The 16,595-nt window shown below is 44.4% G+C and carries 17 protein-coding genes; all 17 read left to right on the forward strand.

All coding sequences use genetic code 11. The features are described from left to right. The first annotated feature begins 12 nt into the window (after positions 1-12). On the forward strand, positions 13-936 hold the full coding sequence (locus tag V1498_RS07835; protein ID WP_409298036.1) for a MerR family transcriptional regulator: 924 nt from the start codon (positions 13-15) through the stop codon (positions 934-936). A gap of 79 nt (positions 937-1,015) precedes the next feature. Then, positions 1,016-1,597: an adaptor protein MecA gene (locus V1498_RS07840; RefSeq protein ID WP_409298038.1), complete on the forward strand. Its 582-nt coding sequence runs from the start codon at positions 1,016-1,018 to the stop codon at positions 1,595-1,597. Positions 1,598-2,443: 846 nt separating this feature from the next. Further along, positions 2,444-3,721, forward strand: a complete 1,278-nt coding sequence (locus V1498_RS07845; protein WP_409298039.1) for a Glu/Leu/Phe/Val family dehydrogenase — start codon at positions 2,444-2,446, stop codon at positions 3,719-3,721. 224 nt (positions 3,722-3,945) lie between these two features. Continuing rightward, positions 3,946-4,911 carry a YpdA family putative bacillithiol disulfide reductase gene (locus V1498_RS07850; protein WP_409298041.1) on the forward strand — a complete coding sequence of 322 codons (966 nt, stop codon included), beginning with the start codon at positions 3,946-3,948 and terminating at the stop codon, positions 4,909-4,911. Between the two features lie 90 nt (positions 4,912-5,001). Then, a complete protein-coding gene (locus V1498_RS07855) occupies positions 5,002-5,964 on the forward strand; it encodes an asparaginase (RefSeq protein WP_409298042.1) in 963 nt (320 codons plus the stop codon). Positions 5,965-6,069: 105 nt separating this feature from the next. Then, positions 6,070-6,738, forward strand: a complete 669-nt coding sequence (gene prsW, locus V1498_RS07860) for a glutamic-type intramembrane protease PrsW (protein WP_409298044.1) — start codon at positions 6,070-6,072, stop codon at positions 6,736-6,738. Between the two features lie 346 nt (positions 6,739-7,084). After that, positions 7,085-7,909, forward strand: coding sequence for a spore cortex-lytic enzyme (gene sleB, locus V1498_RS07865; protein ID WP_409299207.1), 825 nt, complete (start codon positions 7,085-7,087; stop codon positions 7,907-7,909). 11 nt (positions 7,910-7,920) lie between these two features. After that, positions 7,921-9,273, forward strand: a complete 1,353-nt coding sequence (ypeB, locus tag V1498_RS07870; protein WP_409298045.1) for a germination protein YpeB — start codon at positions 7,921-7,923, stop codon at positions 9,271-9,273. Between the two features lie 131 nt (positions 9,274-9,404). Then, a complete protein-coding gene (locus tag V1498_RS07875) occupies positions 9,405-10,064 on the forward strand; it encodes a flagellar brake protein (protein ID WP_409298047.1) in 660 nt (219 codons plus the stop codon). Between the two features lie 53 nt (positions 10,065-10,117). Next, positions 10,118-10,303: a DUF5359 family protein gene (locus tag V1498_RS07880; protein ID WP_409298049.1), complete on the forward strand. Its 186-nt coding sequence runs from the start codon at positions 10,118-10,120 to the stop codon at positions 10,301-10,303. A 149-nt stretch (positions 10,304-10,452) separates the two neighbouring features. Further along, the gene (gene cmk / locus V1498_RS07885) at positions 10,453-11,130 is read left to right on the forward strand and encodes a (d)CMP kinase (protein ID WP_409298050.1); all 678 of its coding nucleotides are present in this window, start codon (positions 10,453-10,455) and stop codon (positions 11,128-11,130) included. Beyond that, positions 11,130-11,711: a lysophospholipid acyltransferase family protein gene (locus V1498_RS07890; protein ID WP_409298052.1), complete on the forward strand. Its 582-nt coding sequence runs from the start codon at positions 11,130-11,132 to the stop codon at positions 11,709-11,711. Before cmk ends, V1498_RS07890 begins: the two co-directional genes overlap by 1 nt. 249 nt (positions 11,712-11,960) lie before the next feature. Further along, complete coding sequence (gene rpsA / locus V1498_RS07895; protein WP_409298054.1) at positions 11,961-13,100, forward strand: 30S ribosomal protein S1; 1,140 nt, start codon at positions 11,961-11,963, stop codon at positions 13,098-13,100. 189 nt (positions 13,101-13,289) lie between these two features. Further along, complete coding sequence (locus V1498_RS07900) at positions 13,290-13,901, forward strand: hypothetical protein (protein WP_409298055.1); 612 nt, start codon at positions 13,290-13,292, stop codon at positions 13,899-13,901. A 58-nt stretch (positions 13,902-13,959) separates the two neighbouring features. Further along, the gene (locus V1498_RS07905; protein ID WP_409298057.1) at positions 13,960-14,799 is read left to right on the forward strand and encodes a YIEGIA family protein; all 840 of its coding nucleotides are present in this window, start codon (positions 13,960-13,962) and stop codon (positions 14,797-14,799) included. Continuing rightward, positions 14,799-14,990 (forward strand): capping complex subunit for YIEGIA, encoded by a 192-nt coding sequence (locus V1498_RS07910; protein ID WP_409298059.1) that lies wholly within the window; start codon positions 14,799-14,801, stop codon positions 14,988-14,990. Before V1498_RS07905 ends, V1498_RS07910 begins: the two co-directional genes overlap by 1 nt. A gap of 267 nt (positions 14,991-15,257) precedes the next feature. Beyond that, complete coding sequence (gene der / locus V1498_RS07915; protein ID WP_409299208.1) at positions 15,258-16,568, forward strand: ribosome biogenesis GTPase Der; 1,311 nt, start codon at positions 15,258-15,260, stop codon at positions 16,566-16,568. Positions 16,569-16,595 lie beyond the last annotated feature (27 nt).

The raw sequence follows: 16,595 nt of genomic DNA on the forward strand, positions 1-16,595 counted from the left end.
GAGGACATGAATGTGGAGAGGCAAGTGCCTAAATATAATATAAAAGCAGCATCCACTCTATTGGGCATTAAATCAGGCACTCTAAGGGCCTGGGAAAGAAGATATCATTTCATCGCGCCCATCAGGAACGAATCCGGTCACAGAATGTATACAGAAGAGCATATACAAATACTGAAATGGCTGATTTCCAAGATCCATGAAGGATTTACAATCAGTCAGGCGGTTTCCCTTATGGAAGCTATACCAGAAAAACAATTCGCCATGATAACGGGAAGGGATATTGGAGAGGAAGACAGGCAGCGAAATGTTCTGGCAGCTGAATTGACTGCCGCTCTCCTTTCATTCAATGAGATGAAGTCACACGAACTGTTAGACCGCATCTTCAGTCTGTATTCACTGGAAAAGGCGGTCGGGGATGTGCTCGCCGGGGTGATGCTTGAAATAGGGGATCTCTGGGAAAGGAAGGAAATAAATTCGGCTCATGAACACTTTGCCAGTGCCATCCTGCGGTCAAGGATTGGATACATCATCCATACCCTCCCACAGAACAGTCTGCTTCCAAAAGCTTGTGCAGTCTGCTGTCCAGGTGAGTTGCATGAATTCGGCCTCCTGATTTTTACACTTCATTTACGGTTGAAAGGATTTCAGGTTGTATATCTTGGTCCGAGCCTGGCAGAAGGAGATCTCCGGGATGCCCTGCCGGTCATCGAGCCCAGATTGCTTTTTTTCTCTTGTACCCTACAGGATCATCTAAAGTCTGCACTGAACCTCATCGATAAGTTGAAAAAGGAGTATCCTGACATCCACATTGGAATTGGCGGGAAGGCTTCCGGCAGCCTTACCCCAAAACAGGCTGAAGCATATGGCAGCCATGTCATTGGTGAAAACAAAGCGGAATGGGATCATTGGTTGAGAAAAAAGCTGGAAAGATTGTAATTCGGTTCGGATATGCACCTGAATTTTCCCCCTTCATATAATGTAGAGAAGATGGTGGAATTTTCAGGAGGCAATTTTCATGAAGCTTGAGCGACTGTCCAGCAACAAGATTAAAATTTTCTTAACCTTTGATGACTTAATGGACCGCGGATTAACTACGGATGATATTAAGGGGAATTCGCTTAAGGTTCACAAACTATTCTATTCAATGATTGAAGAAGCCTGCTCGGAACTGGAATTTGATATGATCGGCTCTATTGAAGTTGAAATATTTTCTCTTAAAGCACAAGGGCTTATTGTCATTGTAACCAGGGAAGACGACGAAGACCTCATCGATGAATTTGATTCCATATTTGAATTGGATGTCAGGCATGCGGATGAATGCCATATCTTCTATGAATTCCAGGACCTGGAGGATGTAATACGGCTGAGCCGCCTTCTTAAAAAAATAGGGCTTCATTCAGGGACCATGTACCATTATTCGAATAAGTATTTTTTACTTCTCGAAGATGTACCGGAGGCAATTCATGAAACCGTCATTTCAATCGCCTCCGAATATGGATGCCCGACCACACAGACTCATCACCGCATCGGTGAATACGGCAAAATAATCATTCAAAACACAGCCATCGATTCAATCACACACTACTTCAAAGACTAAAGGCTGACAGCAGAATGAAATGCAAAAAGCAGTTTCCAAAAGGAGGAAACTGCTTTTATTTATTAGAAAAGCGGAGGACGGTGCTTTTCAATCAGAACATATACTACAGCCAATGAGGCGGAAATACATTCAGCAGACAAAATGGGATGAAAAGCAGAGACCTGACAGGCGTAAGCAGGGCGGTGGAAAAAGGCCGCCCTTGCCTTTTACCAGCGATCAGCTTACGACCGAAGGTCTCAGTCTGGAGCTGGATCAAAGAAAAGCGGAGGACGGTGCTTTTCAATCGAAACATATACTACAGCCAATGAGGCAGAAACTCATTCAGCAGACAAAATGGGATGAAAAGCAGAGACCTGACAGGCGTAAGCAGGGCGGTGGAAAAAGGCCGCCCTTGCCTTTTACCAGCGATCAGCTTACGACCGAAGGTCTCAGTCCGGAGCTGGATCAAAGAAAAGCGGAGGACGGTGCTTTTCAATCAAAACATATACTACAGCACATATGGAAAACTCGTTCCATACCTAGGACGGAATATCTGCTAAAGAAACAAAGCGGCAGAGTACAACATCAAACTATTTTACTAAAAAGTCTAACAAATTCTAATATTTACCGATATAACTAATAAGCAGGAGCGCCGGAGGTTTTGGGTAGAGCCAATCTTTCACGGTCAGTGCAGTGGGCCTGCCCTGCAAAAACAAAAGGCCTTGCAGAGGGAATGATAACGCTTCCAATCACTTTCCGAAAATTGAATTTTTCTATTTTTTATCCTTTGCATGGCGCTTACTTAGGTGTATACTATGTCTGATAGAACGAGCCTGCCCGATTACTGAAATTTCTAGGAGGATTCAAATGGTAGCCGAAAAAAGCAATGAGACTGCAACTCAAGAAGATAAGCATGATGTGCTTAGATCAACTCAGACAGTAATTCATAAAGCACTTGAGAAGCTTGGTTATCCTGAAGAAGTATATGAACTATTAAAAGAACCTATTCGAATGATGACTGTCAAAATTCCTATAAGGATGGACGACGGATCTATAAAAATATTCACTGGATATAGAGCACAGCACAATGATGCGGTTGGACCTACAAAAGGCGGTATACGCTTCCACCCGAACGTAACAGAGAGAGAAGTTAAAGCACTGTCTATCTGGATGAGCTTGAAATGCGGAATTGTTGACCTTCCTTACGGTGGAGGCAAGGGAGGCATCATCTGCGATCCCCGGAATATGTCCTTCCATGAGCTGGAAAGACTGAGCCGCGGCTATGTAAGAGCCATCAGCCAGATAGTCGGTCCGACGAAGGATATACCTGCTCCGGATGTTTTCACCAATTCACAAATCATGGCTTGGATGATGGATGAGTACAGCAGGATTGATGAATTTAACTCTCCAGGATTCATTACAGGGAAGCCGCTGGTGCTGGGGGGATCTCATGGACGTGAATCTGCGACTGCAAAGGGTGTAACCATCTGTATCAATGAGGCTGCTAAGAAAAAGGGCATTTCCATCGTTGGGGCACGTGTGGTTGTACAGGGCTTTGGAAACGCCGGGAGCTTCCTAGCCAAGTTCATGCATGATGCTGGCGCCAAAGTAATTGGTATCTCTGACGCCTATGGTGCGCTTCATGACCCGAATGGACTGGACATCGATTATCTCCTTGACAGACGGGACAGCTTCGGGACAGTCACCAAATTGTTCAAGAACACGATTACAAATAAAGAACTGCTCGAACTTGATTGTGATATCCTGGTTCCGGCAGCGATTGAAAACCAGATTACAGAGGAAAATGCTCATAATATCAGGGCATCCATTGTGGTTGAAGCCGCTAATGGTCCTACCACAATAGAAGCTACGCAGATCCTTACTGACCGCGGCATCCTGCTCGTTCCGGATGTACTTGCATCGTCTGGTGGAGTTACAGTTTCCTATTTTGAATGGGTACAGAATAATCAGGGGTACTACTGGACAGAAGAAGAAGTGGAAGAAAGACTGGAAAAGATCCTGGTGAAATCCTTCAATAATATTTACGATACGGCACAAAGCAGACGTGTGGACATGAGGCTTGCTGCTTATATGGTCGGAGTAAGAAAAATGGCTGAAGCCAGCAGATTCAGGGGCTGGATCTAATATCAAGGGGACCAGGCTATGCCTGGTCTTTTTTTTGTGAATCATGAAAAAACAGCTGGTATCTGACAAAATCTTAAAAGGTCAACCCGTCGGCCAAGTTGTAAAGAAATCTTCTTGTTTGAAACTGAATCTAAAAACTTCTATGATAGTATTAGAATTTTCATCGTTAAGTGTATAAGCTAATAGGAAATACTTATTATAGATCGAACAAGAGGAGTGCCATCATGCAGTTTGAAGACGTCCTAATCATTGGAGGCGGGCCATGCGGCCTAGCAGCAGCCATAGCCCTGAAAGAAATCGGAAAGAGTCCGCTGATTATCGAAAAAGGGAATATCGTGAATTCCATTTACAATTATCCGACCCATCAGACATTTTTCAGCACCAGCGAAAAATTAGAAATTGGTGATGTAGCCTTCATCATTGAAGGCAGAAAGCCGGTGAGGAGCCAGGCTTTGTCTTACTATCGGGCGGTTGTAAAGCGGAAGGAGCTTAGGATCCATCCGTTTGAACGTGTTGAATCGGTAAAAAAGCAGGCTGACGGTACGTTTATAGTGACTACCTCAAAAGATCAATATCAGTCACAGCAGGTAGTGATTGCAACAGGTTATTATGATAACCCTAATTATATGGGTGTACCGGGTGAGGATCTGCCGAAGGTATTCCATTATTTCAAAGAGGCACATGAATTTTTTGATACAGATACAGTGGTGATTGGGGGTAAGAATTCCAGTGTGGATGCAGCTCTTGAACTGGTGAATGCCGGTGCTAGGGTGACGGTGCTCTACAGGGGCAGCGAGTATTCCAAAAGTGTGAAGCCCTGGATATTGCCGGAATTCGATTCACTTGTCCGAAACGGTACCATAAAACTTGAATTCAATGCGGAAGTACTGACAATCGGGGAGAACTTTATTAAATATAAGGCAGATGATACGATTAAAAAAATCAAAAATGATTATGTTTTTGCCATGACAGGCTATCATCCCGATCATAGCTTCCTTGCGGCAATGGGTATCGAGATTGATCCGGCTACAGGCAGGCCAATTCATAATCCGGAGACCATGGAGACAAATGTCAAAGGCATCTATATAGCCGGCGTGATTGCTGCCGGCAATAATGCAAATGAGATTTTCATCGAAAACGGACGTTTTCATGGAGGCCAGATAGCCCGTAGCATCAACAGTGATATGTGATTTTTTGAGGCGCACTTCATCGGAAGTGCGCTGTTTTTTATTTATACATAAGCCAAGTTTTAGTATGATAGAAGATGAGGTGTATAAGATATGAAACATAAAATTTCAATAATAACCACCGGCGGGACAATCGCCAGTAAAGAAATGTCTAAAGGCCTTCTCGATTCCGGTGTTTTAAGCGGTAAGGAACTTGCAGACCTGTGCAGGCTCCCTGAGGAGTTCGAAATCAAGATTATCGATCTTTTTCAGGTGCCATCTATGCATATTGATTTTGATTCGATGATAAAAATAAAAGAGGCAATTGAAAAAGAGCTTCAGGCTGAGGATACGGCTGGGGTTGTGGTGACCCACGGGACGGATTCCCTTGAAGAAACGGCGTATTTTCTGGACCTGACGATCAACGATCCAAGACCCATTATCGTGACCGGCTCACAGCGGTCTCCCCATGAGGTGGGGACTGACGTATACTCCAATCTTCGTAATTCCATCTATGCGGCTGCCAATGAGAAGTTGCAGAGTGTTGGAGTAGCGGTTGTATTTAATGAACGGATTTATTCAGCCAGATATGTTAAAAAGGTTCATGCTTCCAACCTCCAAGGCTTTGAGTCCTTCGGTTATGGATATCTGGGCATCATCGACAATGATGTGGTGAATGTTTACCAGAAGCCCATTGTAACGGAATATTATGAGCTGAAAGACAAGCTGCCGAGGGTGGATATCATCAAATGCTACACTGGTGCAGATGGGTTATTTATAGATGCCGCAGCCATGGCAGGTGCTAGGGGCATCGTCCTCGAGGGTGTGGGCAGAGGTCAGGTCACACCACAAATGGTCCAGTCTATTCAGGATTCCATCGACCGGTCCATTGCGGTAGTGATGACAACGAGTGCTGAAGAGGGAAAGGTATATCCAGCCTATGGCTACAAAGGAAGCGCCTTTGACCTGATGCAGCGCGGTGTAATCCTCGGTGAAGACTATGACAGCAAGAAAGCAAGGATAAAGCTTGCAGTCCTGCTGGCCAGTTCAAGCGGCGCTGTGCAGGAGCTCTTTTAAGGATTTGAATTCTTAAAGGTGATACCTTCTAAGGACCCAGTTTTTATTTTCAATAAACGTAAAATCATGATACCATGATAGAAAATGCAGGAAAAGAGGTCGGCCATGCTGGTCATATTAACTGCTGGGATTGCGCCGGGTCTGGCTCTCCTTAGCTATTTTTACTTAAAAGATTATTATGGGACAGAACCCTTGTCTGTAGTTTCAAAAGCTTTTATATTTGGGGCTGTGCTTGTACTGCCGATCATGTTCATTGAATATGTGTTGAAAGCGGAAAGCATTATCATGGATTCATTCAGCACAGCTTTTTTTTCAGCTGGATTGATAGAAGAATTCTTCAAATGGTTCATACTGCTGTATGTAATATACAATCATGTCGAATTTGATGAGCCCTATGACGGCATCGTGTATGGGGCGGCTGTTTCACTTGGATTTGCGACTCTTGAAAATATTTTTTATCTGATTGGAAATGGAGTGGACCAGGCAATCGGCAGAGCACTGCTTCCAGTTTCCAGCCATGCCCTTTTTGGAGTCATAATGGGTTTTTACTTTGGAAAAGGCAAATTCACCTCCAAGAATAAGAAAATGTATATCTTTTTAGCGTTTGCCGTCCCTTATCTTCTTCATGGGACCTATGATTATATCCTGCTGACACAGGAATACTGGGGGTATTGGATGCTTCCTTTCATGGCATTCCTCTGGTGGTATGGCCTGCGGAAAGTCAGGATGGCCAGGGTTCTTTCAGATATCCATGCTTCATCTCAAGTATTGTAATATAAAAGCCTGTCATGGTTTCGGGGCACAATCCCTGACCCGTGGCAGGCTTTTTTCTGTGGAAAAGGGGCGGAGCTGCATGGATCATAAGGCTTCCTTCAGCTAGGTATGAACTCCATTTATCTTGCTGGCCTTCTGCGCCTGCGCCTTAATCCGCTCCACCGCCCCATTGTGATTGTTCCTGCTCTTGTCCAGGTTCCTTTCCATGTATGGACTAAAGAGTAGAAAACTCATGTTTGTTTTATGCCCGAAATCTATTAAAACGAGAAGGAATATTTGAAAAGAATATGAAGAAAATAGATGTATTGAGTCAGAAAGAAACGAAGGAGTGTTACTGGTGAAAGGGATGGCTTCAAAAATCAGCAAAGTTCTGGCTGCGATCCTTATATCTTGTACAATCATTGGCCCTGGACACAGCCATGCTTTTACAAAACAGGTGATCCAGCGGGGCAGTTCTGGTGACGATGTGATTGAACTTCAGGCAAGGCTTCAGAATATCGGTTATTATCATGGCAAGATTGATGGAGTCTTTGGCTGGAGCACGTATTGGGCACTCAGGAACTTTCAGGAGGCTTATGGACTCCCGATAGATGGGCTTGCCGGTTTTACAACCAAAAGTAAATTGGCAAAGGCCTCAAATTTCAATCCTTCCTTTGTCCACGGCCAGATCAGCAAAGGAAATGACTTTACCTATTACGGCGGGACGCCAATTGAAAAACAAATAAAGCCAAAGAAGAAAACTCGGGGCAAAGCCCCTGCAGGCAAAAGCAGCGGTAAAAAAACGGGTACAGCAGCCTCCAATTCACCGGAAGGATTTTCTCAAAACGATATCCAGCTACTTGCCAATGCCGTGTACGGTGAAGCCAGAGGAGAGCCGTACATAGGACAGGTAGCCGTGGCGGCAGTGATATTAAACAGGCTGGAGAGCCCTACGTTCCCGCATTCTGTTTCAGGGGTCATCTTCGAACCAGGTGCATTCACTGCTGTTGCGGACGGCCAAATTTGGCTTACTCCAAATGAAAGGGCTAAAGAGGCAGTGATAGATGCAATCAACGGCTGGGATCCAACGGAAAATGCACTCTATTACTTCAATCCCGATACTGCAACCAGCAAATGGATCTGGACAAGGCCGCAGATTAAGAAAATCGGCAAGCATATTTTCTGTGAATAGAGGTGGCATCAGTGATTAGGAATATAGTAATAGCAGTTCTTGTCCTTGCGGCTGCAGGGACTGGTTTCTGGGGTTATCAAGAACATCAGGAAAAGAATGCGATATTGGTAAATGCGGAGAACAACTATCAAAGAGCCTTTCATGATCTTACCTATCAGGTGGATCTATTGCATGACAAGATAGGTACCACTCTTGCCATGAATTCAAAAGAATCACTGTCACCGGCTCTGGCTGATGTATGGAGGATTTCATCAGAAGCCAATATGGATGTAGGGCAGCTTCCGCTTACTCTTATGCCGTTCAATAAAACAGAAGAATTTCTATCTAGCATAGGCAGCTTCAGCTATAAAGCAGCGGTCAGGGATTTGGAGAAGCAGCCGCTGTCAGATAAGGAATATAAAAATTTGCAGGGGCTGTATAAACAGTCCAGTGTCATACAGGATGAGCTCAGGAAGGTACAGTATTTAGTCCTCAAGCATAATCTTCGCTGGATGGATGTTGAGCTTGCGATGGCATCCGGCAAGGAGAATGCGGACAATACGATCATCGACGGCTTTAAGACCGTTGAAAAGAAATCCACTGGTTATTCAGAAAGCTCCGATTTTGACCCTTCTTTCGTTTCCATGAACAAACGGGATCGCAACTTCCGTAATATAGATGGGAAAAAAATCAGCAAAAATGAAGCGGCAGCAACCGCCAAAAGATATGCAGGCATAAAAGGCAAGGTTCAGACCAAGGTGGAGGATAACGGCAGGGGAGCTGATTTCGGTTTTTACAGTGTTAGTATAAAGAAAGCCGGAAATGATGGTGAAGTCAATATGGATATTACCAAAAAGGGCGGCTATCCAATCTGGCTGATTAATACCAGGGATATTAAAATGGCCAAAATCGGCTTGAACGAAGCATCCGGGAAAGCTGCCCGCTTCCTGAAGGACAATGATTTTACTTCCCTCGAATTGTATGAAAGTACCCAATATGATAACATCGGCCTGTTTAATTTTGTCACGAGCGTTAACGGAACGAGGATTTATCCAGAGTCCATCAGGATTAAAATTGCATTGGACAGCGGCCAGGTGGTGGGCTTTTCTGCAGATGAATATCTGAAGGGTCATAAAAAGAGAAAGCTGGAAAGACCGGCTTTGACAGTGGAAGAGGCACGAAAGAAAATAAACCCGAAAGTGAAAATTATGGAAGAACGGACGGCTGTCATTACCAATGACGTGAATGAAGAAGTTCTTTGTCATGAATTCCTCGGGGTAATAGGCGAAGATACCTACAGAATCTTTATCAATGCTAAAACCGGAGAGGAAGAAAAAGTAGACAAACTGCAAAATGCCGAACCGATTTATGAACGATTGGTGTGATAGGCAGACTCTCTTAAAAAACCCTGCTGAGCGGGGTTTTTCTTATTGAGGGCGGCAGGGAACAGTGTCATAATAATAGTAAGATTTCCCTTTTGAAAAACTAAAACTAAAGTGCGGATGTGTATATAAAGATGTTGAAAATAGGAGAAATGCTCACCCTTGAGCCAAAATATTCTGCTGCTTCCGAAAAATATGAAGCGATGATTGTGGAGCTTGCAGATGGTGGTGTTTATATCGATTATCCTGTGAACCTGACCACCCGTAAGACTGTATTCCTTTTGGATGGAAGCCAGCTGAAGGCAAGCTGTGTAGGAAAGGATAATAATGTCTATATGTTTGATACGGAAGTGCAGGGCAGGAGGATGGCCAATATTCCGATGATTAAATTGTTCTGTCCGGAAGAAGCCGAAATTCTTAAGATCCAAAGAAGGCAGTATGTTAGGATAGAGGCTGCAGCAGATGTAGCGATACACCCTGAAGGGGCCTCCTCCCCACCCTTTGCTACCGTGACACTGGATATTAGTGCGGGAGGCATTTGTGCCGCTGTTCCACACAATGTATCGATTGAAGGCGGAGACCAGGCTTCACTGTGGCTTGTGCTGCCCCTGAAAAATGGCGAAATTCATTATCTGAAAGCAGAAGGAAGGATTTCCCGGGTTAATGAAACAAAGACTGGGCTGAGAAATGCCTCCATAGAATTTACAGGCCTGGATCCGGCAGACAGGCAGTATGTCCTGCGCTACTGCTTTGAAAAGCAGCTGGAGATGAAACAAAAAGGGCTGGCTTTTTAGGTATGAAACTGCCTTCTGCCTCTCATACTGAAAATGAGAGGGGGGGGGAAGGCATGGAACGATTTGAACGCATTCTCATGAAACTTGTTATCATTCAATTTCTCTTCCTGCTTTTTTTTCAACTGATATTTCACCGGGAAGATTCTTTTCATGATTTAAAAAGGATGGCTCAATATGAAGGTGTCAATGAAAATAATCTTGGGAAAATTATCGAAACCATCAACAAGATGAACCGATAGGCAGGCCGCACATTTTGGTGCAGGCCTGCCTATTGATTTATTCAGTAAGGTACTGGACGCCAATATTAATACATAATAAAATATCACTTTATGGTAAAATAAAAATGTGAAGAACATATTACTTACAGGCATGGTTTTTAGGAGGAATTATGGAAAACAAGATATCGATTGCAATTGACGGCCCAGCGGCTGCGGGAAAGAGCACAGTCGCTAAAATTATTGCTGAGAAACTTTCATACATTTATGTAGATACAGGGGCGATGTACAGGGCCCTGACATACAAAGCCATTAAGCATGATGTTGATGTGAATGATGAATCAGGACTTCTGGGCCTGCTGCTGGATACGGAAATCAAACTGCTGCCGGGAGAAACCGGGCAGCTCGTATACCTTGATGGAGAAGATGTTTCAGAGGTCATCCGCACAAGCCAGGTGACCTCTTCTGTGTCAGCTGCGTCCAAGCACAGGGGCGTGAGGGCAGAAATGGTTAGCAGACAGCAAAAGCTTGGAGAATTGGGGGGTGTCGTCATGGACGGAAGAGACATCGGCACATTCGTGCTTCCCCGTGCAGAAGTTAAAGTTTTCCTGATCGCAAGTGTGGATGAAAGGGCGGAAAGGCGCCATAACGAAAATGTTTCGAAGGGATTCCCTTCAGACCTCGAAAGCCTTAAAGAAGAGATTGCGCTGCGGGACAAGCTGGATTCCGAAAGGGAAGTAGCACCGCTTAAGAAGGCTGCTGATGCAGTGGAGATTGATACCACATCCCTTTCAATCGCCCAGGTTGCCGATGAAATCATGAAGCTTATTAAAGAAAGGACCAATGAATAGTGAATCTCTATAACTTTGGTAAAGGGCTTGTGAATTTAATCCTGACACCGCTTTTTCGTGTAGAAACCATCGGTGCCGAGACGTTCCCAAAAGAAGGAGGGGTCCTGATCTGCTCCAATCACATTGATAATCTCGACCCGCCGGTAGTGGGAGCCACTGCCCCTCGGCCGGTTCATTTCATGGCAAAGGAGGAGCTGTTCCGTGCTCCAATCCTGAAAAGCATCCTGCCGAACGTCAATGCTTTCCCTGTCAAACGGGGAATGAGCGACAGGGAAGCCCTCAGGAAAGGATTATCTCTTCTGAAGGAAGAGAAAGTGGTGGGATTGTTTCCGGAGGGGACAAGAAGCAGGACCGGCGAGATTGGCAAAGGGCTGGCAGGGGCCGGCTTCTTTGCACTTCGTTCCTCTGCCCATATTGTCCCATGTGCCATAATCGGTCCGTATAAGCCGTTTAAGAAACTCAAAGTGGTGTACGGGGAACCGATCGACTTTACGGAACTCCGTGCCAGCCGTGTTTCTGCAGATGAGGCGACAGAAGTTATCATGGAACACATCCGCAAGCTCCATGAACAGAATAAATAATAGCAATTCGGTTTACTTGACAAATTGACTGATTTGTAAGAATTTAATAAAAAAGGATCATTTTTAAAAAACTGAAGGCTGACTCCAAGGATTGTTTAAAATAACCAAAATAGTTTTTGTATTTTAGTTTGCTCTGGCGGACAATCGGGAATATTTCAATAGATTAATATTTCCGATAATACGCTCTATAATATTTTGAGCTAATTATTCTAAGGGGAAAAGCAGTCATGCGTTTAAGGAGGAGTACATATGTCAGAAGAGATGAACGATATTGAAGTAAACAACTATGAACCCGGTGACAAAGTAACCGGAACGGTAACAAAGGTTGAAGAAAAACAAGTCATCATTGATGTGAAGAATAGCAAGACAGATGGAATCCTGCCAATCAGCGAGCTGTCAAGCCTTCATGTTGAAAAAGCATCTGATGTGGTTAAAGAAGGCGACGAGCTGGAACTTGAAGTGTTAAAAGTAGAGGATGAAGCTCTCATCCTATCAAAAAGAAAAGTCGATGCCTTAAAGGCCTGGGATGAATTGGAAAGGAAATTCGAAACGGAGGAGGTTTTCCAATCTGAGGTCAAGGATGTGGTAAAAGGGGGCCTTGTTGTAGACCTGGGTGTACGCGGGTTTGTCCCTGCTTCATTGGTCGAGGACTATTTTGTGGAAGACTTCTCTGATTATAAGGGACGGACTCTATCCTTCAAAATTGTTGAACTCGATAAGGAAAAGAATCGCATCATCCTGTCGCATCGGGCGGTCGTGCAGGACGAAAAGGGCCAAAAGAAGCAGGAGCTGCTGGATTCCATCCAGGCAGATCAGGTGCTTGAAGGAACCGTCCAGAGGCTGACTGACTTCGGCGCATTCGTTGATATCGGCGGGATAGATGGATTGGTCCATATTTCCCAGCTGTCACATGAACATGTAGAAAAGCCTTCTGATGTGGTAAAAGAGGGAGACCGGGTGAATGTAAAGGTCCTTTCTGTCGACAGGGATAATGAGAGGATTTCTTTATCCATCAAGGAAACCCTGCCTGGACCATGGGAACAGGTCTCTGAGAAGGCACAGCCCGGATCTGTCCTCGATGGCACCGTTAAGCGCCTCGTTTCGTACGGAGCCTTTGTCGAAGTGCTTCCTGGGGTAGAGGGACTTGTTCATATATCACAGATTTCCCATAAACATATCGGCACTCCGCATGAGGAACTGGCTGAAGGACAGCAGGTCCAGGTTAAGGTGCTGGATGTTAACGAAAGAGATCAGCGTCTATCGCTCAGCATCAAAGATCTGCAGGAACGTGAATCTGAAGACACCGGAGATTATGATCTTCCGGAAGAATCAAAAGGGTTCCAGCTGGGCGAGATGATTGGTGACAAGTTGAAGGATTTAAGAAAATAAACGATTGATGGGACAGGCAGGAAACTGCCTGTCTTTTTTCTTGGCTTTTTTTAAAAGATTGTTGTTCTAAATAAGTCCTGTAAGAGATTTAAATATAGTCCAGTAGCCACAATATAGGTGAAAACAGCCTTTTTATACTGTTTAGAATTCATAGCTTTCTCCCATAATGTTTTTAGAGGAGGAAGCATGATGAACGATGGAATATTTTTTTTATGGATAGCCTGGATGAGCGTCATAGTGGTCTGTTTTTTTATGACATCCAAAAACTCCAGCAGGACCCTACTCTTATTCACCCTCCTTGGCGGGATTACCTTAAGTCCATATACTGTGCCAATTGGGGGTATTCCGGCCGGTGCAGCAGGTCTTCTTTTTGCATTAGCAGCGGGTCTGGGCGTAAAGCATTTAAAATTTCTTGATCTATGTTCCTTTATGATGCGTGCCGCCACTGTCTCAGCTGCGTATGGCAGCCTAAGCCTGCTTCTTTTTTTAGATCCTGTGTGGCTGATCTGGGACAGAGACTGGATGCTTGCCATCGTATCGGCTGCTATCAATATTATTCTTTATTCTGATATGAAAAAAAGAGCAGCTGCCCTGATATTAGGCTTGGTTTTTGGAGATATTATCCTTAATGTACTGTTTGGCAGTCTGGGTATGCCCCGGGAACTTTTGTCAAAATCATGGCTGGACATGACAGCTGGTTCCTTCATCTTAATTGCCTTATGGAGCTCGATGGAGAGGAGCAGCAGAATACTTCAGGCCTTCTTACAGACTAAAAACATGCCAAAGGAGAAACAAGGATAATATGGAGCACAATCATTTTATGTATCCTATCCTCTTGGGGGTCGCAGCAGGAACCCTGATGAGAGTCTATATGCTTAAGACAGATTACAGGCAATATCCCAGCTATCTTCACGGAAGGGTCATTCATTTGTCCCTTGGATTTATTGCGGCGGGGCTCGGGACCATCCTCGTTCCTGCCATTATAAAGGAGGAGTATACGGCCATTACCTTTCTGACCCTTGCTGCCTCCCAATTTCGTGAAGTAAGGAATATGGAAAGAACGACGCTTCAACAGCTCGATGAGTATGAGCTGGTTGGGCGTGGCAACACCTATATTGAGGGCATAGCAGTTGCCTTTGAAGGACGCAACTATCTGGTGATCCTTACAGCCTTCCTCACCACGGCATTCGATTTGTTCATCAATGTGTGGGCAGGGATTGCAGCTGCCATCGTGTGTTTTTTTATTTGTAAAAAGCTGATGTCCGGCAATCTTCTTAAAGATATTGTTGAAATTGAATATATGGAGCCTAGGTTTGAAGGGGCCGGGCTTTATGTGGATAATATTTATATTATGAATATCGGTCTGCCCGAGCGGCAGGAGGAAGTACTGAAATATGGGATGGGCTTCATCCTGACTCCTAAAAACTTCAATGCAAGGACCACCATTTCAAACCTCGGCCAGCGGCAGGCCATTCTCTATGATGTTTCTATAGCACTCGGCATCTTCCGGGATTCAGGTACACCCGCCCTGGTGCCTCTTGCTAAGCGGGATTTAAATGATGGGAGAATCGGGATTTTTGTCCTTCCACAGGATAAGGATATAAATAAAGCGATAGATGTTATTGCGAATGTGCCTACACTTGAGAATGCGATTCGTATTCCGTCCAAAACTTTGTCTAAAAAAAGGCAGGAGAAGTGATGAGTGTTTCAATAGAAAAGGCTATACTTGCCATTGTAACCACCAGCCCCAGATCAGCCCCGGCAGGAACGAATGTTTTCCATTGCGAGAGTAAGGAAGAGATGTATGAGATTACAAAAAATCTCGAGGCTATACTGGACGGCATCGCCCATGCTTTGAAGGAAGACCTCTTTATTATCGTAAAACATTAATGGATAAGATTGTTGAATTTGATATAATTTGATACTATAACATAGTTAAGGCGTTTTTTAAGTGAAACAGCTCTGAATGAAGCTGGTTGATTGATTATTCCCTGTCAAATGGTGGGTTTGGCGGGGTCTATTTATTAAAAAGCTAAATCCATATTTACATAAATCCTATATAGCCCAGAAGCGGACTGTCTGATGGGTCATGGAGAAATAGTGGATGGAAACCTGAAAAATGGTCTGGCACATAATGCATGGAAAGGGATGATAAATATGCCAAAACCTGTAGTTGCAATCGTAGGGCGCCCAAATGTCGGCAAATCTACAATCTTTAACCGGATCGTCGGTGAACGCATTTCCATCGTGGAGGATGTTCCCGGAGTAACAAGAGACAGGATTTACAGTTCGGGCGAGTGGCTTGCCCATGACTTTAATATTATCGATACAGGCGGAATTGATATAGGAGACGAGCCTTTTCTGGAACAAATACGGGCCCAGGCTGAAATTGCCATCGATGAAGCGGATGTCATCATCTTTATGACCAATGGCCGTGAAGGTGTAACCGCTGCCGATGAAGAGGTTGCCAAAATTCTATATAAAACAAAAAAACCAGTCGTGTTAGCTGTCAATAAAGTGGACAATCCTGAAATGAGAACACAGATTTATGATTTCTATTCTCTTGGATTTGGAGAGCCATTCCCTATATCCGGCTCTCATGGTCTTGGCCTTGGTGATCTCCTTGACGAAGCGGCTAAGCATTTCCCTAAATTCGATGAGGATGAATACGGTGAGGAAGTTATTAAATTTTCACTTATTGGAAGGCCGAATGTCGGGAAATCTTCCCTCGTAAATGCCCTTCTCGGTGAAGAACGGGTAATCGTCAGCGATATTGAAGGAACAACAAGGGATGCTATTGACTCCCCTTATGTCTACGACGGTCAGGAGTATGTCATTATTGACACTGCCGGAATGAGGAAAAAAGGAAAGGTATATGAGTCTACCGAGAAGTACAGTGTACTCCGTGCCCTTCGTGCCATCGAGAGATCAGATGTGGTTTTAGTCCTGCTGAATGGAGAAGAAGGTATTCGTGAGCAGGATAAAAAGATAGCAGGCTACGCCCATGATTCCGGGCGGGCTGTAATAATTGTGGTGAATAAATGGGACGCTGTGGAGAAAGACGAGAAAACGATGAAGGAATTCGAAGCGAATATCAGGGCTCACTTCCAGTTCCTTGATTATGCTCCAATAGTATTCCTTTCAGCGAAAACGAAGAAGCGTATTCACACATTGATTCCTGTCATTAACAAAGCGAGTGAGAATCATTCAATGAGGGTGCAGACGAATGTGCTCAATGATGTAGTCATGGATGCAGTAGCAATGAATCCTACTCCGACCCATAATGGCAGCCGTCTTAAGATTTTCTATGTGACCCAGGTTGCTGTCAAGCCGCCTACCTTTGTGGTATTCGTCAATGACCCTGAACTCATGCATTTCTCTTATGAACGGTTCCTGGAGAATCGTATCAGGGATGCTTTCGGTTTTGAGGGTACACCTATCAAAATCTTTGCAAGACAGAGGAAATAGGAGGGGACGGAGCTTGGAGAAACAAAG

This window comes from Paraperibacillus marinus (assembly GCF_046237605.1).
Lineage (GTDB): Bacteria > Bacillota > Bacilli > Bacillales > DSM-1321 > Paraperibacillus > Paraperibacillus marinus.